Source organism: Frateuria sp. sgz306004 (assembly GCF_057750885.1).
In genome coordinates this window covers 540281-561417 of the sequence record NZ_JBYLFE010000003.1, presented here as the reverse complement: position 1 = coordinate 561417, position 21137 = coordinate 540281, and the positions used below count along the sequence as shown (strand labels likewise).

At 61.6% G+C, this 21137-nt stretch carries 17 protein-coding genes; 9 read left to right on the top strand and 8 right to left on the bottom strand.

Annotated elements, in window-relative coordinates; all coding sequences use genetic code 11:
- The first annotated feature begins 19 nt into the window (after nucleotides 1-19).
- The 3 genes from AC3G2C_RS08720 to AC3G2C_RS08710 are packed head-to-tail and all read left to right on the top strand — an operon-like array spanning nucleotide 20 to nucleotide 3189.
- Nucleotides 20-949: a glycosyltransferase family 2 protein gene (locus tag AC3G2C_RS08720; protein ID WP_488384231.1), complete on the top strand. Its 930-nt coding sequence runs from the start codon at nucleotides 20-22 to the stop codon at nucleotides 947-949.
- Nucleotides 950-972: 23 nt separating this feature from the next.
- On the top strand, nucleotides 973-2070 hold the full coding sequence (glf, locus tag AC3G2C_RS08715) for a UDP-galactopyranose mutase (protein ID WP_488384230.1): 1098 nt from the start codon (nucleotides 973-975) through the stop codon (nucleotides 2068-2070).
- A gap of 36 nt (nucleotides 2071-2106) precedes the next feature.
- The gene (locus tag AC3G2C_RS08710; RefSeq protein WP_488384229.1) at nucleotides 2107-3189 is read left to right on the top strand and encodes a glycosyltransferase family 4 protein; all 1083 of its coding nucleotides are present in this window, start codon (nucleotides 2107-2109) and stop codon (nucleotides 3187-3189) included.
- Nucleotides 3190-3193: 4 nt separating this feature from the next.
- On the opposite strand, the gene AC3G2C_RS08705 is transcribed toward AC3G2C_RS08710, so the two are convergent.
- From AC3G2C_RS08705 to AC3G2C_RS08690, 4 genes are all read right to left on the bottom strand, one after another.
- Complete coding sequence (locus AC3G2C_RS08705) at nucleotides 3194-4417, bottom strand: glycosyltransferase (RefSeq protein WP_488384228.1); 1224 nt, start codon at nucleotides 4415-4417, stop codon at nucleotides 3194-3196.
- Nucleotides 4414-5154 carry a class I SAM-dependent methyltransferase gene (locus tag AC3G2C_RS08700; RefSeq protein ID WP_488384227.1) on the bottom strand — a complete coding sequence of 247 codons (741 nt, stop codon included), beginning with the start codon at nucleotides 5152-5154 and terminating at the stop codon, nucleotides 4414-4416. The genes AC3G2C_RS08705 and AC3G2C_RS08700 overlap by 4 nt, the downstream gene beginning before the upstream one ends.
- Nucleotides 5147-6001, bottom strand: a complete 855-nt coding sequence (locus tag AC3G2C_RS08695; protein WP_488384226.1) for a glycosyltransferase family 2 protein — start codon at nucleotides 5999-6001, stop codon at nucleotides 5147-5149. The genes AC3G2C_RS08700 and AC3G2C_RS08695 overlap by 8 nt, the downstream gene beginning before the upstream one ends.
- A gap of 91 nt (nucleotides 6002-6092) precedes the next feature.
- The gene (locus AC3G2C_RS08690) at nucleotides 6093-7262 is read right to left on the bottom strand and encodes a DegT/DnrJ/EryC1/StrS family aminotransferase (RefSeq protein WP_488384225.1); all 1170 of its coding nucleotides are present in this window, start codon (nucleotides 7260-7262) and stop codon (nucleotides 6093-6095) included.
- 212 nt (nucleotides 7263-7474) lie between these two features.
- Here AC3G2C_RS08690 and pilB point away from each other — a divergent pair, with 212 nt between their 5' ends.
- From pilB to coaE, 4 genes are all read left to right on the top strand, one after another.
- Nucleotides 7475-9196 carry a type IV-A pilus assembly ATPase PilB gene (gene pilB / locus AC3G2C_RS08685; protein WP_488384224.1) on the top strand — a complete coding sequence of 574 codons (1722 nt, stop codon included), beginning with the start codon at nucleotides 7475-7477 and terminating at the stop codon, nucleotides 9194-9196.
- A 162-nt stretch (nucleotides 9197-9358) separates the two neighbouring features.
- Nucleotides 9359-10624, top strand: coding sequence for a type II secretion system F family protein (locus tag AC3G2C_RS08680; RefSeq protein ID WP_488384223.1), 1266 nt, complete (start codon nucleotides 9359-9361; stop codon nucleotides 10622-10624).
- A gap of 63 nt (nucleotides 10625-10687) precedes the next feature.
- Nucleotides 10688-11545, top strand: a complete 858-nt coding sequence (locus AC3G2C_RS08675) for a prepilin peptidase (protein WP_488384222.1) — start codon at nucleotides 10688-10690, stop codon at nucleotides 11543-11545.
- Complete coding sequence (coaE, locus tag AC3G2C_RS08670; RefSeq protein ID WP_488384221.1) at nucleotides 11542-12165, top strand: dephospho-CoA kinase; 624 nt, start codon at nucleotides 11542-11544, stop codon at nucleotides 12163-12165. Before AC3G2C_RS08675 ends, coaE begins: the two co-directional genes overlap by 4 nt.
- A gap of 5 nt (nucleotides 12166-12170) precedes the next feature.
- Here the strand turns inward: coaE and AC3G2C_RS08665 are convergent, their stop codons facing one another.
- From AC3G2C_RS08665 to lgt, 4 genes are all read right to left on the bottom strand, one after another.
- On the bottom strand, nucleotides 12171-13103 hold the full coding sequence (locus AC3G2C_RS08665) for a Nudix family hydrolase (RefSeq protein ID WP_488384220.1): 933 nt from the start codon (nucleotides 13101-13103) through the stop codon (nucleotides 12171-12173).
- 37 nt (nucleotides 13104-13140) lie between these two features.
- Nucleotides 13141-13629: a dihydrofolate reductase gene (locus tag AC3G2C_RS08660; protein WP_488384219.1), complete on the bottom strand. Its 489-nt coding sequence runs from the start codon at nucleotides 13627-13629 to the stop codon at nucleotides 13141-13143.
- 113 nt (nucleotides 13630-13742) lie between these two features.
- On the bottom strand, nucleotides 13743-14537 hold the full coding sequence (locus AC3G2C_RS08655; protein ID WP_488384218.1) for a thymidylate synthase: 795 nt from the start codon (nucleotides 14535-14537) through the stop codon (nucleotides 13743-13745).
- A 4-nt stretch (nucleotides 14538-14541) separates the two neighbouring features.
- A complete protein-coding gene (gene lgt / locus AC3G2C_RS08650) occupies nucleotides 14542-15372 on the bottom strand; it encodes a prolipoprotein diacylglyceryl transferase (protein ID WP_488384217.1) in 831 nt (276 codons plus the stop codon).
- 420 nt (nucleotides 15373-15792) lie between these two features.
- On the opposite strand from lgt, the gene AC3G2C_RS08645 reads away from it, so the two are divergent.
- Nucleotides 15793-17766, top strand: a complete 1974-nt coding sequence (locus AC3G2C_RS08645) for an alpha/beta hydrolase family protein (RefSeq protein ID WP_488384216.1) — start codon at nucleotides 15793-15795, stop codon at nucleotides 17764-17766.
- A gap of 263 nt (nucleotides 17767-18029) precedes the next feature.
- On the top strand, nucleotides 18030-20966 hold the full coding sequence (locus tag AC3G2C_RS08640) for a TonB-dependent receptor plug domain-containing protein (RefSeq protein WP_488384215.1): 2937 nt from the start codon (nucleotides 18030-18032) through the stop codon (nucleotides 20964-20966).
- The last annotated feature ends 171 nt before the right edge of the window (nucleotides 20967-21137 follow it).

Sequence of the window (21137 nt, the reverse complement as noted above, 5' to 3'; positions counted from 1 at the left end):
CTGCGACCGCGCTCCTACCATGATTAATACCAAAGACATTGCCGCGATCGTGGTGACCTACAATCGCAAGCATCTGCTGCGCGAATGCATTGAATCGCTCCAGAAGCAGAGCCAACCACCCGGCACTATTTTGATCATCGATAACGCATCCACCGATGACACGCCTGGCATGCTTAAATCGCTCCCAAACCATTCCGCGAGCAACATTGTCTACCATCGGCTCAGTGAGAATTTAGGAGGAGCGGGAGGCTTCGCAAAGGGGCTTGAGCTTGCCATGACCATGGGGAGTCATTGGTTCTGGTTAATGGACGATGATGCCGCCCCTCACCAGAACGCGCTCGAAGAGCTTGTCCTCGTAGCGAAGAGCCCAAATGACGTGTACGCATCCCTTGCCGTCAAAGGCAAAACCACGTCATGGCTCACCACGTTACTGGATGGAACGGAATCTCGGGTCGTGGACGATTGCGATGCCATCCCAGAGCTGGCTCGCGTTCAAACAGTTCCCTTCCTTGGATTCTTTATCCATCGCCAGCTCGTCGAGACGATGGGGTTGCCGGAAGGTGGGTACTTCATAGCCGCAGATGACATTGAGTATTGCATGAGAGCGGAACGCCACGGCGCGGAAATATATATCTGCGGAAGCAGCCGGATCGAGCACCCTATGTCCATCCGCTATACGGTAAAACTTCCCTGGCGCTCGATCACCTGTCTCACCCTTCCGCCATGGAAGCGATACTACGACACAAGAAACCGCCTACTTATCGCTCGAAAGTATTACGGTTTCCAGCTGCTTACTCAAACAATACCCGGTTCCTTTGCCCGTCTGTTTGCTGCACTCCTGCGCGAACCGAGGAGATGGGCGCAGCTGAGGGCCTTTTGTGCCGGCATGATTGATGGCCTGCTTGGTATCAAGGGTAAGCGGCACACCTGGTGGGGCATTCATCCGTAACTCTACTTTGACGCGCAAAGATCATGGATCGCAAGAAACACTTCCTCGTTGTGGGTGCCGGTTTCGCCGGCAGCGTCGTAGCACGCGAACTCGCCGACGCCAACCACCAAGTCAAGGTGATTGACAAACGGCCACACATCGCTGGTAACGCTTATGACGAGTATGACGAGCACGGGATTCTCATTCATCGCTATGGCCCGCACATTTTCCATACGAATGGCGAGCGCATTTTCCAGTATCTTTCTCGCTTCACCGAATGGCATTCCTACGAACACCGCGTTCGCGGCGTAGTGAGCGGCAAGGAATACCCATTCCCCATAAATCGCGACACACTCAACGCACTATACGGACTGTCGCTGGATGAAGCCGGTGCTGCGGAGTACTTTGAACGAGTGAGGGAGCCCCGCAATTTGGTCGCCACGAGCGAAGACGTAGTGCTCAACAGCGTGGGCCGGGACTTGTATGAGAAGTTCTTCCTCAACTACACCCGCAAGCAATGGGGACTCGACCCGTCTGAGCTAAAGGCCGGTGTGGCGGCGCGTATCCCCGTGCGAACCAATAGCGATGATCGCTATTTCACGGACACGTTCCAGGCCATGCCAAAGCATGGCTATACCAAGCTCTTTGAGAACATGCTCGATCATCCGAACATTTCTGTGGAGCTCAGTGCCGATTTTGCTGAGCTGCGTTCATCGATTAACTCTGACCATATCGTCTTTACCGGCCCCATCGACGCTTATTTCAACTACTGCTTTGGTGCACTGCCCTATCGCTCTCTGCGCTTTGAGCATGAGCACCTGCCGAACGTCGAGCATTACCAATCCACTGGCACGGTGAACTACCCCAACGACCACGCGTACACACGCATTACGGAGTTCAAATATCTCACGGGCCAGGTTCATACCGGCACGTCCATCGTGCGCGAGTATCCGCAGGCCGAGGGTGATCCGTACTACCCCATTCCGCGCGCGGAGAACGAGGCGCTTTTCAAGCGGTATGAGGAATTGGCCAAGAGCGAGCCAAATGTAACCTTCGTGGGCCGTCTTGCGCAGTACCGCTACTACAACATGGACCAAGTCGTTGGGGCCGCTCTAGCGGCTGCCAAGAATCTGATTGGTTGAACGATGCGCATCGCATTCCTGTGTAAAAGGCAGTACATGAGCAAGGATGTGATCCTTGATCGTTACGCCAGGCTCTACGAAATCCCCTATCAGCTTGCGCTCCTTGGGCATACCGTTGAGGCCTATTGCCTGGCCTATCAAAGACAGGGAGAGGGTGAATGGGAACATGATGCCGCCCCTGGGAGATTGAGCTGGACATCCCGCTCGCTGGGACGGGCGATACTGCCTTCACTACTCTCTTATCCCTGGAGCGTGCTTCGGGCGCTGCGTGCGTTCAATCCAGACGTGATTATTGCGGCCTCCGACATTCCACACATCGCTCTCGGCGCCTGGCTAGCGCAGCGTCTGAAAAAGCCATGGGTAGCGGATCTCTACGACAATTTCGAAGGCTTTGGTCAAGCTAAGTTCCCCGGAATGGTCTCGCTGCTGCGCCACTCGACTAGCAAGGCTGACTTGGTAGTTACGACGAGCGAGCCACTTCGGAAGCTGGTTCGCAGCACCTACGCTCCAAGCGGCGAGGTGATTGCAATGCCCAGTTCCGTTGATAAGACCGTGTTCCACCCGCGGGATCGAGCACAATGCCGTCAGCGACTGGGGCTCCCACTGGATGCCCAACTGATTGGGACAGCCGGAGGGCTTTATCGCGAAAAGGGCATTACCGCCCTTTATGAAGCGTGGCCGGTGCTGCGTGATCAGCACCCGGATGCCCATTTGGTCCTCGCTGGCCCCATTGAAGCATCCACTCCCATCCCCACAGGGGAGCGCGTCCACTACCTGGGCCAACTCCCCCATGAGAAAGTGGCGGAGCTATTCTGTGCACTGGATGTGGGCGTCATAAGCATTCTCGACACGCCTTTCGGGCGTTACTGCTTCCCTCAAAAAGCGTATGAAATGCTCTCGTGCCAGCTCGCCGTGGTTGCTGCGAATGTTGGCGCCATGGAGGAGCTGTTCGCCGAGAATCCGGAGTGCCTTTTCAAGAGCGGCAACTCGGCAGACCTCGCCCAATGTGTTTCACGCCAACTCAAACACCAACGGCATGTGGACATTCCGGTTGTTGATTGGCGCGGTTTGATGTCATCGCTCGAGTCCCGGCTCCAAGAGTTGGCGCAAAGGGCCTGATGCGCTAAACCGAAGACTCGCCTGCCACCTGTTCAAGCAGATCGCCATAACGGCTCGCCACCCCTTGCCAATCGATGACCTCAGCAGCAACACTCCTTAGCCGTTCGGCGATTTGCCGTTCTCGCTCAGGGTTTTCTAGCGCCTCGATAACGCGGCTCGCAAGTTGCCTGACCTGCTCGGCATCCACTGCAACATCCACCAGGGCTTCTCCAAGCAAATCGTCAATGCCCGCTACGCGCCCCACCACAATGGGACATCCGCAACCAATGGCCTCCATGAGGACCACTGGCAACCCTTCCTGATCACCAGAGGTGTCTCGCACAAAAGGTGCCACGAAAAGGGTCGCCTTGCGATAAAGATCAGGCAGTGCACCCTGCGGCATAGCGCCAAGAAAATTCACGTGATCTTGCAAACCCAGCGCACGCGCCTTCTCTTGCAGCAGGTGAAGCTCTGGGCCAAAGCCGGCGATGTCCAGCACAACCGTTGGGCGCGTGGAAACTATCGTAGGCATGGCGTCAAGCAAGTAGGTCAGCCCCTTCTTGGCAACTAGCCTGCCGACGAAAAGCAGCCGATCCTGCTCGCGCTTAACGTTCATATCGGGCCTGAATCGCTGCTGGAGATCCACCCCCATAGGCACGACCTTCGGCGGAGTGCCAGCCAGCCCTAGCCGCGCGGCTTCCACGGCCATGGCGGAACTTACGACCGTCATCTGGCTTGCTCTTTGCGCCACCCAACGCTTAACCGCCGTGAGTGCACGACCACGAAAGCCAAATAAGTCTCCGCCATGGGACGTAATCACATAAGGGACTCCGCTCCAACTGGCAATAAGACGAGCAATCACCCCCTGAGGGATAAGCCAGTGTGCGTGAATGACACTAACGCTACGCCCACGCATGACGCGTCTAGTCGCCAGCCACTGTCCGACAATAAATGTCGGTACAAGTAGCCACTTCCACGGATATCGTTTGAGATTCGCAGCAATACCGCCATTGTTGACAAGTGTTTGCAAGGCGCGCGGCGCATAGCGATAGCGAACCACGCTCACCCCGTCCATCACGCCACTCGGGTCCGCCCCCGGCGCATCGGGCACCACGGCAATGACGTCAAACCTTGAAGATAGACGGCGGCATAGCTCATGCACGAATCCCGGCTCGGGATCGCCGCTCCAGCGGGGATACGTGGAAGCGAGCACAAGCACCGTCTGCCTGCCGATCGATGAGCAACTCATGGCTTTTGGACAGGTTTCTCGAGCAAATATACGTGCGTGGGACTCCAATGCCTCAGGAGCTCAAGAACGCCCTCGGGCAAAGCACTCACGCCACGAAGTACCCGTGAGGGTTTCGCTTCCGTGCTAATCATCAAATGTATAGCGGCAACGAACGCATTGCGAAATTCAAGCCGCCCCCGCCGTAACAGATCCTCGACTTCCGTCATCTCCAGCGGGTCGCAATCGTAAGCGTCACCCTTTCCCCGCCACTTTAGATAGGGGGTACGCCAGCTGCGCGGCAACCAACTGAGGAATGCGAGGTGGTAATGCGGCTCCACCAGTTGCCAGCGACTTGGCGTCGCGAGATATGCCCGCCCGCCGGGCCGAAGTACCCGCGCGATCTCTTCAATATGCATGCGCTGAGCATCTTTGGCACCGACATGCTCGACGACATGGTTACTGATGACCGCATCGAACGTCTCGTCTGCGTAGGGTAATTGCACGCCATCTACCAAGCGAAACGCATAGCCCTCCTTGACCTGGCGTTGATCGAGCACATCCACGGCATGAGCGTCGCAAGACAGCCCTGATTTCCGCGAAAAGTAATAAGCGATCGCTCCGGAACCCGTTCCAATCTCCAGCAACTTCACCGGCCGATCCGCAGACAACGCTAGCAGTTGACGAATCTTCTCTGCCTTTGGCATGCGGCCTTCCAGATCCAGCGCTGCATGCGGAAGTCGGCTCAAGGCATCACTCATTGCGGCGATACGTCAACGCCGTGATCTGCTCGGACACCAGACCGATCAGGAACACGATCACCGAGGCACTCCATAGCAGCGTGCTCATGTTGGTGAGTCGGCCGTCGTGTAGAAACGTCATGGCGTAATTGACGCACCCCAGCAGGAAGAACAGCACGCTCGCCGGCACGAACAACTTCAACGGCGAATACAACGTGGCGATCTTGAAGATAATCAGCAAAAAGCGGATGCCATCCTTGAGCGGCTTGATGTGGCTCTTGCCCACACGTTGCGCGGCCTTGATGGGCAGGTATGCCACCGGGTATGCGCTACGGAAGAACGCCATGGTGCTGGTGGTGGGATAGGAAAAGCCGTTCGGCAGAAGATGCAGGAACTCGCGGAATTTGTTCGCACGCACAGCCCGGAAGCCTGACGTGAGGTCGGCCACCACATGGCCCGTCATGCGCGTGGCCAGCCAGTTGTAGATAGTGTTGGCGACGCCGCGGCCGACACCGGCCTGACTGCCCCAATCGCGGGCGCCCACCACCATGTCGTAGCCTTCGGCGAGCTTGTCGAGCAGACGGGCGATATCCGCCGGATCGTGCTGGCCGTCGCCGTCCATGAACACCAGGATGTCGCCCTCGGCAGCGCGCGCACCGCGCTTGATGGCCGCGCCATTACCCATCGAGTAAGGCGAGGAAAGGCATTGCACGCCGCTCTGCGCGCAAATGGCCGGCGTGTCGTCCGTGGAGCCGTCGTCCACCACGATGATCTCGGCATCGGGCTGGGCCGCCTTCAGGCGCGGCAACAAGTTCTTGAGGGCCGGCCCTTCGTTCTTGGCTGGCAGGACGATGCTAAGGCGATTCAAGAGCGCTCCCCCGATGGTGAGGGGGCATCATACCGTGCGGGCGAAGAGCTGGCTGTGGCGGACTAGGCGTTTACCCGGCAACACTGCTGGGTCACGCACCAAGCAAGCCACGAACGGCGTCGATTACGCGCGTCACATCCGTGTCGGACATGGCTGGTGATAGCGGCAGGCTCACCGTCTGGCGCCCCAGTCGCATGGCGTGCGGCCATTGTTCCGGTCGCCAGCCAAAGCGCTGCTGGTAGTACGGGTGCTCAGGTACAGACAGGTAGTGGACGCCGGTACCGATGCGCGCGGCGTTCATGGCCTCTAGAAAATCATCGCGACTCAGGCCGCAACGGGCCTCATCCACCATGATGGTGTAGAGGTGATAGCCATGGCGGGTATTGGCTTCCGGCGGGGCTGGCAAGGTGATCGGCAGACCCGCCAACCCCTCGTCGTAGCGCTGCCAAAGTTGCCGGCGGCGCTGCCAGTTTTGCTCCACACGCGCCAACTGATGGATGCCGATAGCCGCCTGAACATCCATCATGTTGTATTTGAAGCCGCATTCCACCACTTGGTAGTGGCGGTAGCCCTTGTCGCCGAAGCGATGCCAGGCATCCTTGCTCATGCCGTGCAGGGCAAGGATGCGCGCCCGCGCGATGTGCTCCTCGTCTCGCCCCAGGATCATGCCGCCCTCACCCGTCACCACGTTCTTGGTGACGTAGAAGCTGAAGCACCCAAAGTCACCAAAAGTGCCTGCCGGTCGCCCGCGATACTCCGTTTCGATCGCGTGGGCGCAGTCCTCGATCACCACCAGGCCGTGCCGCTCGGCCATGGCCATGATGCGGTCCATGGCGCACGGGCGACCGGCGAAGTGGACCGGCAAGATGGCTCGGGTCCGGGGCGTAATGGCCGCTTCGATGGCCGAGGGGTCGATATTCTGGGTGTCGGGGTCCACATCGGCCAGCACCGGGGTCAGGCCCGCGTGCAAAATGGCGTTCACGGTGGCGCAAAACGTCAGCGGCGTGGTGATGACCTCGCTGCCTGGCTCCAAACCGGCCGCCACCATGCTGACGTGCAGGGCCGCGGTGCAGGAGTTCACGGCGGCAACCTGGGAAGGCTGCACGCCCCGCCAAGCCGCAAAATCCTGCTCGAACTGGGCTACCCGCGGCCCGGTGCCTAACCAGCCGGAACGCAGGCAGGCCTCGACTTCAGCGATCTCGGGCTCCTCGATACGGGGTGCACCGAAAACCAGGAAGGGAGGCAATTCAGGCTGCGACACGACGGCTGCTTCTGGACGAAAGGCGTATTTCTACCCTACCCCGTCGGTGCCGTCCACGATCCAAGGCATGCCTGTTGCATGGCTTTCTGCGCCAGGATGGCGCCGATCTGTGGATCGCGTCACCCCGGCGGCCATCCGCCGCCTGCGGCGGGTGACCTACCTGTCCATCTGGAGTAAATTCCATCCCATCAGGGGGCTGAGCCAGTATCGCTATGTCAACGCTAATGCAACCCTCGCTGGCCGGCCTGTCAGGCATGGCACGCAGGTTGGTATCGGAAGATGTTCTGCCCGAGGCCGACGTGCGTAAGGCCGTGGCCGATTCGCTGCAACACAAGGCCACACTTGCTGCCTGGCTGCTGGACCACAACCTGGTCGACAGTGCCCGCCTCACCCGCATCGCCTCGGACGAGTTCGGCATGCCCATGATGGACATCAGCGCCTTGCTCCCGGCGATGATGCCCACCAACCTGATCAGCGAGGCGCTGATCAACAAGCATCATGCCCTGCCGCTGTTCAAGCGTGGCAAGCGCCTGTTCGTGGGTATCTACGACCCCATGCAGTCGCATGCCCTGGACGAGATCAAGTTCCACTCCAACTGCATGGTGGAGCCGATCCTGGTGGAGCGCAGCCAATTGCTGCGCATCATCGAGACAACGCTCAACGCCCTGAGCAACACCGTGCCGGACCTGGGTGGCGGCGACCTGGACGAACTGGCGCTGGAAAGCGGCGACGAGGAAGCCGAAAGCACCGGCATCGACGCCAACGCCAATGACGACGCGCCGGTGGTGAAGTTCGTCAACAAGATCCTGGTGGACGCCATCAAACGTGGCGCCTCGGATATCCATTTTGAGCCATTCGAGACCCAATACCGGGTGCGCCTGCGCATGGACGGCATGCTGCGTGCCGTAGCCAGTCCGCCCATGAAGCTGGCCGCGCGCATCTCCTCGCGCCTGAAGGTTATGTCCGGCCTGGACATCGCCGAGCGTCGCGTGCCGCAGGACGGCCGCATCAAGCTCAACCTGTCCAAGAGCCGCGCGGTCGACTTTCGCGTGAGCACCCTGCCGACACTGTTCGGCGAAAAGATCGTGCTGCGTATCCTCGATGGCTCGGCCGCCAAGCTGGGCATCGACGCACTGGGCTACGAGGACGAGCAAAAGAAGCTCTACCTGGAAGCCATCCACAAGCCGTATGGCATGGTGCTGGTCACCGGCCCCACGGGCTCGGGTAAAACGGTGTCGTTGTACACGGCGCTCAATATCCTCAATACCGCCGAACGCAACATTTCCACGGTCGAAGACCCGGTGGAAATCCGCGTCGAGGGCATCAACCAGGTTCAGCAGAACACCAAGCGCGGTATGACGTTCGCTGCCGCCCTGCGCTCGTTCCTGCGCCAGGACCCGGACGTGATCATGGTCGGCGAAATCCGCGACCTGGAAACCGCCGAGATCGCCATCAAGGCCGCGCAAACCGGTCACATGGTGCTCTCCACCCTGCATACCAACGACGCGCCGCAGACCATCTCGCGCCTAATGAACATGGGCATTGCGCCCTACAACATCACCTCGTCGGTCACCCTGGTCATCGCCCAGCGCCTGGCTCGCCGCCTGCACGACTGCAAGCGCCCAATGGAGCTGCCGCCCCAGACGTTGCTGGCCGCCGGGTTTACCCAGGCGGACATCGACGCCGGGCTGACGCTCTACGAGGCCGTGGGTTGCGACAACTGCAACGAAGGCTACAAGGGTCGCGTGGGCATCTATCAGGTCATGCCCATGCTGGAGGACATCCAGAAGATCGTGCTGCAGGGCGGCAACGCACTGCAGATCGCCGAAGTAGCCCGTAAGGCTGGCATCAACGATCTGCGCGCTTCGGCACTGCTCAAGGTCAAGAAAGGCGTCACCAGCCTGGCCGAGATCGACCGCGTTACCAAGGACTGACCGGCGCCGACCCGGACGGGTTGTTGCCGTGAGGGGGCAGTTCATCACACCCAACTTGCGCCGGGTGACACGAATTGTCAGTCTGAAATCGCTTAAGCTGCGAAATTATAAGGACGGTCGCCCATCCGAGGCGGCCTGACCGGACCAGCAGGGGGAATCGCCATGGCCACGGCCACCGCCGCCAAGAACACCAGCCGGCTCGCCAACCAGCGAGCGGAGGTCAGTAAGCTGACCATGTACGACTGGGTCGCGCTGGATAAGCGCGGCAAGCGCATGAAAGGCGAAATGCCGGCGAAGAACGCCTCGCTGGTCAAGGCGGAGCTTCGCCGCCAGGGCATGAACCCCCAGACCGTGCGCGAACGCGCCAAGCCACTGTTCGGCGCCGCCGGCAGCACGGTCAAGCCACGTGACGTGGCTGTCTTCAGCCGCCAGATCGCCACCATGATGGCCTCGGGCGTGCCGATGGTGCAGTCCTTCGAGATCATCGCGGACGGGCAAAAGAACATCCGCTTCAAGAACATGCTCACCGATGTAAAGCAAAGCATCGAAGGCGGTTCGGCGCTGCACGAGGCCCTTGCAAAGTACCCGGTCCAGTTCGACGAGCTCTACTGCAACCTGGTGCATGCCGGCGAATCGGCCGGTGTGCTCGACACGGTGCTCGATACCGTGGCGACCTACAAGGAGCGCATGGAGGGCATCAAGGCCAAGATCAAGAAGGCCTTGTTCTATCCCATCATGGTGTTGGGCGTGGCGATTCTGGTCAGCATGATTCTGCTGCTGTTCGTGGTGCCGGTGTTCGCGCAAACCTTCAAAGACGCGGGCGCGGAGCTGCCGGCGCCCACCCAGTTCGTGATCAGCGCCTCGGACTTCATGAAGTCGTATTGGTGGGTGGTGATCGGCGGCATCGTTGGCTCCGTCGTGGCTATCGTCATGGGCAAGAAGCGCTCGCCCAAGTTCGCCCATTTCCTGGATCGCGTGGCCCTTCGCTTGCCGGTCATGGGTGGCATCCTGCGCGAGTCGGCCATTGCCCGCTTCGCGCGCACGCTGGGCGTCACCTTCAAGGCCGGCGTGCCGCTGGTGGAAGCCATGGACGCCGTGGCCGGCGCTACCGGCAGCATCGTGTACGGTGATGCGGTGCGGCAGATGCGTGACGACGTGGCTGTGGGCCACCAGTTGCAGCTTTCCATGCGCCAAACCGGCCTGTTCCCCAACATGGTGGTGCAGATGACCGCGATCGGCGAGGAGTCGGGTGCGCTCGACCACATGCTGTTCAAGGTCGCCGAGTTCTACGAGGAAGAGGTGAACAACAAGGTCGATACCTTGTCCACCCTGCTCGAACCGCTGATCATGGTGATCCTCGGCGTGCTGGTGGGCGGCATGGTGGTGTCGCTGTATCTGCCCATCTTCAAGCTCGCCGGCACAGTGTAAGCTCAGGCATCCGGGCCCCTCTCCCGCCGGGAGAGGGGCCTTTTTTATCGTCTCGGAACCGACATGCTCGAACTCCCGCACTGGGCCTGGATTGTGGCCGCCGGCGTGCTTGGCCTGCTGGTCGGCAGTTTTCTCAACGTCGTCATCCTGCGTTTGCCGGAGCGGATGAAGGCCGCATGGCGACTCGACGCGTTCGACGCCCTGGGCCTGGAACCAGATAACCAGCCCATGCCGCCGGGCATCGTGCGCGAACCATCGCACTGCCCACATTGCCGCCACCCACTTGCTGCGCACGACAACATTCCTGTGCTCGGCTGGCTGCTGCTCGGCGGCCGTTGTCGCTACTGCAAGGCACCCATTTCCATCCAATACCCGCTGGTAGAGCTGCTGACGGGGCTGCTCAGTGCCGCCGTGGTGTGGAAGTTCGGCCCCACGTGGCCGGCGCTGGCGGGGCTCGTGTTCACTTGGATGCTGGTTGCACTGTCCGGCATCGACTTTCGCACCCAGTATTTGCCAGACCAGCTCAACTATCCCTTGCTTTGGATAGGTCTGCTGCTCGCCCTGCTACCGATGTTCGTGACGCCATCGGCGGCCATCGTCGGCGCAGCGATCGGCTACCTCAGCCTGTGGAGCGTGTACTGGTTGTTCAAGCTGCTTACCGGCAAGGAAGGCATGGGCTATGGCGACTTCAAGCTGCTTGCCGCGCTTGGCGCCTGGATGGGGCCCACGGCCTTGCTACCGATCATCCTGCTGTCTTCACTTATCGGTGCGCTGCTGGGTGGCGGCTTGATCCTGCTGCGCAAGCATCAGCGCGAGATGCCCATGCCGTTCGGCCCCTTCATCGCCGCCGCTGGCTGGGTGTGGTTCATGGCGGGTGATTGGTTGCTGCTGCACTACATGCAGCTCACCGGACTGCGATGAGCAACCAGGCTTCTCGTTTCGTTGTGGCCCTCACCGGCGGTATCGCCTCCGGCAAGAGTGCCGTGTCGCGACGCTTCGAAGCGTTGGGGGTTCATGTCTACGACGCCGACATCGCAGCACGCGAAGTCATTGCGCCCGGCAGTGAAGGCTTGCAAGCCGTGGTGGCGCACTTCGGTGCCGACGTACTCGACGCGCAAGGAACACTCGATCGCGCAACCATGCGCCGGCGCGTGTTCGGTAACGATGCCGAACGTCGAGCGCTGGAGGCTATCACCCATCCACGCGTGCGCGCCTGGTTGCGTGAGCGCGCGCTCGCGGACCAGGGCCCTTATTGCGTACTGGCCATTCCGCTGCTGGCGGAGAATATCGCCCACTACGCATGGGTAGATCGCATTCTGGTGGTGGATGCGCCCGAAGCCGTGCAGCTCGAACGCCTGGTACAACGCGACGGCATCGACGCATCGCTCGCACGACAGATGATCGCTCGCCAAGCTACGCGCACCCAGCGCCTGCAATTGGCCCATGACGTGATCGAGAACAGCGGCGAGGAGACGCAACTGGATAACGCGGTGGCCGCCTTGCATCGCCAGTACCTCGCGCTCGCCCAAGCCAAGCGCTAAAGGGTTCACCAAAAACCGCGAATACCTGCCACGCCCTGCCCGCCCGCCTCGCGAGCGGTCGATACGTCTTTCCTTGTCATACCGCCCAACGCAAAGACCGGCAACGCCACGCCGGCCACGCATGCGCGGAATTGGGACCAGCCCAGTGGCTGCGCATTCGGATGCGTCGCAGTGGCGGCTACGGGTGACAGCGTGGCGAAATCTGCCACACCCTGAGCCAACGCCAGTTCCGCGGAATGGTGACAACTGGCGCCCACCCATTGCGCCAGCGGCAACGGTCGCTCCAGCACCGTGGCCAGTTGTGCCGCCTTGAGCTGCACACCAACGGAAGCGCCCAGCGCTCGCGCGCCTTCCACGTCGCCGCTGAGCAATAGTTGCGCGCCAACCTCGCTCGCCGAGCCCTGCAGAGCGGCGGCGAGCTCTCGCACACGCTCCACCGACCACAATGGCAGGCGCAGCAACACGAGGCGCTCGCCCGCCAGCAGCGCTTGCTCGATGCGCGCGTGCCACACGCTAAACGCCTCGGGTGGGACATCGGCTGGCGTCATCAGGTAACGCGATGGCAATTGCAGCGCGCGCAAAATGGGTCGATCGGCCGGGGCTAGCTGTTCCAAATCAACCCGCAAGGGGGGCAGCCATTGCCATGCCTGGCCCTCCAACGAGGTTGGCTCGCCCTGCCACTGGCGCACCATCCAGGCATCCAGCATCAGTTCGCGGTCGCCATAGCGCCAGGGCACCTGGATCAATGGCTCGGCGACGGTCGCCTCCACGCCCAGTTCTTCGCGCAGTTCTCGCACCAGGCCCGGCAGCGGCGCTTCGCCGGGCTCCAACTTGCCGCCGGGAAACTCCCACATCCCAGCCAAATGCTTGCCGGGCGGGCGCTGAGCGAGAAGCACGCGGCCCTCGCTGTCGATCATGACACCGGCCATGACATGCATGGCCGTTGCCGGATGTGAAGACAAGGAGGCCGCCCGCTCAGTCGTTGCGGATGTACTCGACCATGTCGAAGTCATAGGCGTGCTCGGCGTCTTTCTTGTGATGCACGCGGGAAACTTCGGTCCAGTCACTGAAATGCACGCCGGGGAAAAACGTGTCGGCGCCATCTACGGCAGCGTTGACCCAGGTCAGGTACAGACGCTTGGCCTGCGGCAAGGCTTCGGCATAGATCTCGCCGCCGCCAATCACCATCAGGCCGGTGCCGCCCGCACGGGCCAGCCCTTCGGGCAGCGAACGCACGGTGACCTGGCCCGGGAACGGTGCCTCATGCTTGCGACTGAGTACCAAATTGGTGCGGTCCGGCAGCGCGCGGCCCACGGCCACGGCGGTCTTGTAGCCCATCAACACGTACTTGCCGAGGGTGAGCTGCTTGAACCAGCGCAAATCGTCGGGCAGGTGCCAGGGCAGTTGTCCCTTGCGGCCAATGGCGAAGTTCTCATCCAGCGCGGCGATCAACGAAATAGCCATGGCAATCCTTGGTTCATCGACAGTGGGACGGCTCGCGTCGCCGGCCGATGGCGCCGCGCGGCCGATCTTAGCAGGATGCGAGGGCGCATCCACGGGCCATGGTGGCCCCGGTGTTACACCGCCACCGGCGCCTTGATGGCCGGGTGCGGCGTGTAATCGGTAATCGCAATATCTTCGTAGCGGAAATCGAAAATAGACCGCACGTCCGGATTCAGCACCAGCTTGGGCAAGGCACGCGGCTCGCGAGTGAGCTGCAAGCGCGCCTGCTCAATGTGGTTGCTGTACAGGTGTGCGTCACCCAGGGTATGCACGAAATCGCCCACGCCCAAGCCACACACCTGCGCCACCATGTGGGTCAGCAAGGCATAGCTGGCGATGTTGAATGGCACGCCCAGAAAAATGTCGCCCGAACGCTGATAGAGCTGGCAGCTCAGCTTGCCGTCGGCCACGTAGAACTGAAACAGCGCATGGCAGGGCATCAGCGCCATTTTCGGCAGTTCGCCGACATTCCACGCACTCACCACCAGGCGGCGCGAATCGGGATTGCGCTTGATCTCGTCTACCACCCAGCGGATCTGGTCCACCACGCCGCCATCGGCCGTGGGCCAGGCACGCCACTGTCGGCCGTACACCGGACCCAGCTCACCGTTGGCGTCGGCCCATTCGTCCCAGATGCTTACGCCATGCTCCTTCAGGTAGGCGGTGTTGGTGTCGCCCTGCAGGAACCAGATCAGCTCATGGATGATCGATTTCAGGTGCAGCTTCTTGGTGGTGACCAGCGGGAAACCGTCGGCCAGGTTGAAGCGCATCTGCCAGCCGAACACGCTGCGCGTGCCCGTGCCGGTACGGTCGGCCTTGACGGTGCCGTGGTCGAGCACGTGTTGCAGCAGATCCAGATAGGCACGCATCAGCTCACTCCTTGTCCGCCGCGGCGGCGGGCTTTGGCTGCAAGGTGGGCGCCTTGCGCGACAGGACCAGCAGCACAAGGCCGATCACGATCAACGGCAGCGACTGGATCTGCCCCATGGTGAGCCAGCCCCAGGCCAGATATCCCAGCTGCGGATCAGGCACGCGCACGAACTCCACCGCAAAGCGGAAGCAGCCGTACATCAGAGCGAACAGGCCCGAGACCAGGTAACGGGGACGCGGCTTGAGCGACACCAGGAACAGCACGGTAAACATCACCACGCCCTCCAGCAGCATCTCGTACAACTGCGAGGGGTGACGCGGCAAGCGATCCGGCGCATTGGGAAAGATCATGGCCCAGGGCACATCCGAGGGCTTGCCCCACAACTCGCCATTGATGAAGTTGCCCAGGCGCCCCAGGCCAAGGCCGATCGGCACCAGGGGCGCCACGAAATCGACCGTATCGAAGAAAGGCATACCGTGGCGACGCGACCACCACCAACCGGCCGTGAGCACGCCAAGCAGGCCGCCGTGGAAGCTCATGCCACCATCCCACACCCGCAGCAAGGCCAGCGGATCGGTCCAGATCCAGTGGATATCCGCGTAGAACAGCATGTACCACACGCGTCCGCCCACGATCACGCCCATCATGACGTAGAACGCGAGATCACCCAGCGCATCATGCGACACCGGCAAGCGTCCGCGGCGACGGCGGTATTCGGCCAGGAGCCAGGCGCCGAGAAAACCGCCCAGGTACATCAGGCCATACCAGTGGATTTGGAGCGGCCCAAGATGGAACGCGACAGGATCGAAGGCGACGGTGAAGGGCTGCGTCATCGGTGACTTGGGGCAAGCGGCAAAGGCCAAGTTTAGCCGGCTTGGCTCCGGCGCACGATCTCCCCTCCCCGCCTTCCAGCAGATTGGGCGCCCCCGCTACACTCTCCTCGCCGTATGGGGCCCGGAAAGGGCCGCGATCGGCGGCCATGCGGCACCTAGAGGGGGGTGACGAATGGTCCTTGGAGCCTGTTCACGCTCTCCGCTTAGCCCGCGTTGTGTTGGTGGAGCGGCGTGTGGCATAGCGCCTGACTGGCGGTCAGGTCGAGCCGCACACCGATTCCTGGCGGGCACACCAGCGCAACCTTTCGGGCCGGCGCGGGCCACCCGGAAAGTGTGAACAAGCTCTTCAGACAAGGAACGGCCCGGCGCGCTCCGGACGGTCCGTTCGGCTTGCGTCCGGAGCACTCTGGGGGAACATCGATGCTTCACCGACTGGCACGGACTGCGCTGTCCGTTAGCTTGCTGCTGCCTGCCGCCACCCTTGCGGCGGACCTGATACCCACCGAAGACTTTGCCCGGCATGCGCCTATCTCGCATCCGAAGCTGTCGCCCGATGGCAAATACGTCGCCGTTCGCATGGATGACAACGAAGGCAACATGCATGCACTGATGATCTACGCGGTCACGGACATGCAAAAGCCCGTGAGCATGCTGCGCATGCCCAAGTACGACCTGCCCATGGGCATCACCTGGGTCAGCCCGACCCGCCTGGTCGTCGCCAAGGGGCGCCAGCAAGGCTCGCTCGACAAACCCGTCTACTACGGCGAACTACTTGCCACGGACCTGGACGGCAAGCATCAGGACTATATCTTCGGCTACGACGGTGGCGGCACCCGCTCAGCCACCCGTGCCACCGACCGAGGCTGGGGCTACGTCGTCGGCCTGCCGGAGCAAGCCAACGGCCACTTCTATATGGGTGCCGAAGCCTGGGACAGTCGAGGCAAGTACTCGTTATACGACGTGGACGCGACGAAAAACACGCGGCGCCTGATCGGCCAGATCAACGAAACCGGCATGGACTTCATGATCGGCGCCGACGGCCTTGCGCACTTCGCCTACGGTAGCAACGACGAGGACAACTATGTCGTGTACCACCGCGAAGCCAACGGCTGGGCCCTTTTGAGCCATGAGCAGATAGGCGCGACTTTCCAGCCGATTACCTATGCGCCGGACAAGCAACGCATCTACGCGTACTACAACGCAGGCAACGGGCCATCAATGCTGGTGGAGCAGGACGAAAATGGCGGCAACCGCAAGGTGCTGGCCAAGATGGATTTCGGCGGCATCGGCGACATTCAGTGGACACCTTCGCCGCGTCAGCCGTTTGCGGTGACGGCGAGTACCGGCGTGCCCAAGCCCACGTACCTGGACCCTACCCTGCCCACCGCCAAGCTCCACATGGCGATCAGTCAGAAATTTCCGGGCACGTACGTGGATTTCGTGGACTTCAGCGAAGACGGGAGCACCTTGATGTTCAAGGTATCCAGCGATCGCGACCCGGGCAGCTACTACCTGATCGACACGCACAGCTACAAAGTGCACAAGCTGTTCAGCGTATATCCCTGGCTCGACCCGGCCAAGATGGCCGAACGCCGCCCGATACGCTTCAAAGCCAGCGATGGCACCGAACTGGAAGGCATCCTCACGATGCCGCGCGAACGCGGCGAGAGCATGCTTCCGATGGTGTTGTTGCCGCACGGCGGCCCGCATGGCGTGAGTGACGACTGGTTCTTCGACAACGACGCGCAGTTTCTCGCCAGTCGCGGCTACCTCGTTCTCCAAGTGAATTACCGAGGCTCCACCGGTCGCGGCCGCGAGTTCCAAGAAGCGGGCTACCTGCAATGGGGCACCGCCATCCAGCAGGACCTGATCGATGGCGTGCAGTGGGCCATCAAGGAGCAATACGCCGACCCGAAGCGGGTTTGTGTGTACGGTGCAAGTTTCGGCGGCTATTCCGCCATGATGACGACCATTCGCGCTCCCGGCCTGTTCAAGTGCGCCGTGGGTTACGCCGGCATCTACGACCTGGCGATGATGTACAAGAAGGGCGACATCAAAGAAGAGAAATACGGTCGCAGCTACTTGCGCAATGTGATTGGCAAGGACGACGCCGCCCTCGCGGCCAATTCGCCCACCAAGCTGGCCGACAAGATCGACGTGCCGGTATTGCTGGTGCACGGCGAAGACGACCAGCGCGCACCGTTCGCCCAGGCCAAGGCCATGCGCGCCGCCCTGGATGCCGCACATAAGCCTTACGAGTGGATCGCCAAGCCCGGCGAAGGTCACGGCTTCTACAGCGAGAAAAACGCCGCGGAGTTCTACAACGCGTTGGCCGCCTTCCTGGATCGCCATATTGGCGCAGGAGCCGGCCCGCAAGCGGCCGCGGTACCGTGAAACAACGAGAGGGCGCTTCGGCGCCCTCTTCGTAAGTCAAGACCATGCAAATAGTTTCATGAGTAACTGATAAGCGTGACAGCTAGGTTGCACGCTGGCGTCACTTTGTTTTAACTTCGGGATTACGTCGCCTGTCCCCCAAGCCTGGCGATGCCGTGGCGCGCCAGCCCCTCCCCAGGGCGTGACGTGCCTTCCCCAATATCCAGAGGTCCAGCCGCTAGCGCGCTGGCTGATGGCTATTTTTTGTTCGGAGTTCCACAACAATGAAGCAAAAGACACTGCTGGCTACTGCCATCGCCGCAGCGCTCGTGCTGCAGACGTGGTCGGTGGCCGCACAGGATGCCGCACCCGCCCAGGCTGACCAGGGCACGGCCAAGAGCCTCGAAACCGTCACTGTCACTGGCTCGCGCATCCGCAGCGTGGACGTTGAGACCTCGCAGCCGATCTTCACCATGGATCGTGCCGCCATCCAGGCCACGGGCCTGACCAACGTCAACGACATCATCGCTCGCATGCCGTCGGCGGGCACTCCGGACATCACCCCGCAGGACACCCTGTCCTCCGGCGCCGATGTAGGTGGTCGCTACGTCAACATCCGCAACCTGGGTTCCAACCGTACCCTGGTGCTGGTCAACGGCCGCCGCTGGAGCACCAGCCTGTCGGGCCTGACCGACCTGTCGACCATTCCGGTGTCGATGATCGACCGCATTGACATCCTCAAGGATGGCGCCTCCTCGATCTATGGCTCCGACGCCATCGGCGGCGTGGTCAACATCATCACCAAGGAAAAGTTCGACGGCGCGGAAGCCAACGTCTACTTCGGCCAGAACGGCAAGGGCGACGGCACCACCACGAACTACGACTTCACCTGGGGCCACAGCACCGAGAAGAACTCGCTGATCGTCGGCGCGTCGTACCAGAACACCGACCCGATGTGGAACAGCGAGCGTAGCGAAACCGACTACGCCAACGGCCCGCGTCATCCGGAAGACGGCTGGAGCGCCACCGCGCCCTACGGCCGCATCATCGACCCGCGCGCTGCAGGCACCGCCGGCGCCGGTGAGTACGTCAAGGGCAAGTGGGTGCCGAACCAGTACGTGATCAATCACGGCTCCACGGGCACCAACGACCTGGGCAACTATCACCTGTACGACGGCACCAGCAACGCCGACAAGTACAACACGCAGAACGACATGACGTTCCGCGCCGGTTCCAAGCTGAAGAACCTGTTCCTGCAGGATCGCTACAAGCTGACCGACAACATCACGCTGCACGGCATGGCCAGCTACAGCACGCGCGATACCTCCAGCCAACTCTCGGGCTATCCGTTCTCCAGCGGCGGCACCGGCGTGGTGCTGAGTGGCCAGAACGCCTATAACCCATTCCCCGGTCAGGACGTCAACTTCTATCGCCGTACGGTTGAGCTGCCGCGCATTACCTGGGGCAACTCCAAGCTCGCCCATATCGACGTTGGTGCGGAAGGTTACTTCCAGTTCCTCGGTCACGACTGGAGCTGGGACGCGAACTACACCTACTCGCAGAACAAGATCCGCCAGATCGGTTCGGGCAACCTGAATCTGGTCAATGCGCAGAACGCGCTGGGTCCGACGACCATGGTCAATGGCCAGCTGGTCTGCGCCGACGCTACGGCGCGTGCTGCCGGTTGCGTGCCGTGGAACATCCTGGCTGGTCCGGGCGCCACTCCGCAGTCGGTGCTGAACTACATCAACTACATCGAAACCAACCGCCAGAAGAGTACGACCGACGACTGGACCGCCAACGTGTCCGGCGGCCTGTTCGATCTGCCGGCCGGTACGGTGAACCTGGCAGTGGGCGTGGAGCATCGCGGCGAGAAGGGCAGCTTCAACCCCGACGCCAACGTGGCCGCTGGCCTGACCACCGACCTGGCGGCTGCGCCGACCAGCGGTGCGTACAACACCAACGAAGCGTACGCCGAACTCGACGTGCCGCTGCTGCGTGACCTGCCGGGCGCCCAGGAACTGGGCATTAACATCGCCAGCCGTTACTCGCACTACAGCAACTTCGGCAGCACCACCAACAACAAGTACAGCTTCCGCTACCGTCCGTTCGCCGACCTGCTGGTCCGCGGCACGTTCGCGCACGGCTTCCGCGCGCCGACGCTCGACAACCTGTATGCAGGCGATGCGCAGAGCTTCGAGACCTTCCTCGACCCGTGCGACTCGGTGTACGGCGCCGCCGCCACCAGCAGCACCGTGGCAGCCCGCTGCGCCAGCATCGGCCACGGCGTGCCGACCGGCTACCAGCAGGTGAACAACACCTCCGGCAAGCCGATCACCAACAACAACGGCAGCCAGACCCCGGTGCCGTTCATCTCCAGCTCCAACCCGAACCTGCAGCCGGAACAGTCGATCACCCGTACCCTGGGCCTGGTCTACAGCCCGCACCAGGTTGATGGCCTGGACTTCACTGTCGACTACTACAACGTCTACGTGAAGAACATCATCACCGCGGTCGACGCGCAGGACACGCTGAACTACTGCTACATCCAGAACGATCCGTCGTTCTGCGGTAACTTCCAGCGCGCCACCGTCGCCAACCCCGCCACGGGCGTGGCGGTAGGTACCGTCAATCAGCTGAACGAGAGCCTGTACAACCTCGGCACGCTCAAGACCGAAGGCTACGATGTCGGCATCCATTACCGCCTGCCGGAAACCTCGTTCGGCCGCTTCCGCATCGCTTCGGACAGCACCTACCTGACCAAGTACGAGATGGTCAGCGGCCCGGGCGCCACGGCCAAGACCCCGGTTGGCTTCATGTCCGGCGAAGACGGCATGTACCGTCTGCGTTCGAACCTGCAGGTGGATTGGGATTACCGCGAGTTCGGCGCAAGCTGGACGGTCCGTTACTACTCGGGCCTGAAGGACATCTGCTACGACAACACCCCCGGTACAGAAGTCGAGTGCAGCTCGCCTGGCTACACCAACCCCTGGTGGGGCACCTATGGCATGAGCCAGAAGGGTTCGGTGGCGTTCAACGATGCGCAGTTCCGTTACACCGCACCGTGGAAGGGCGTGTTCACCGTAGGCGTGAACAACATCTTCAACAAGAAGGGTCCGTTCTACTACGCGGTGACCACCTCGGGTACCGGCAGCTCGCCGTACAACCCGGCGTTCGACATCGACCGTTACTTCTACGTGTCGTACAACCAGAAGTTCTAAGCTCCAACGAGCCGAAAACGTAAAAGGCGGGCCCTCGGGCCCGCCTTTTTTTTGTTCGCTTGATTACCGACAGAGAGCTATCTTTGTGCAGGTGCGCAGTCGAATCAGCACACACCTACCAATCGCACGGCCGCCCGTCGCTCGGAACTCCATACCGTACAAGGGCCGACG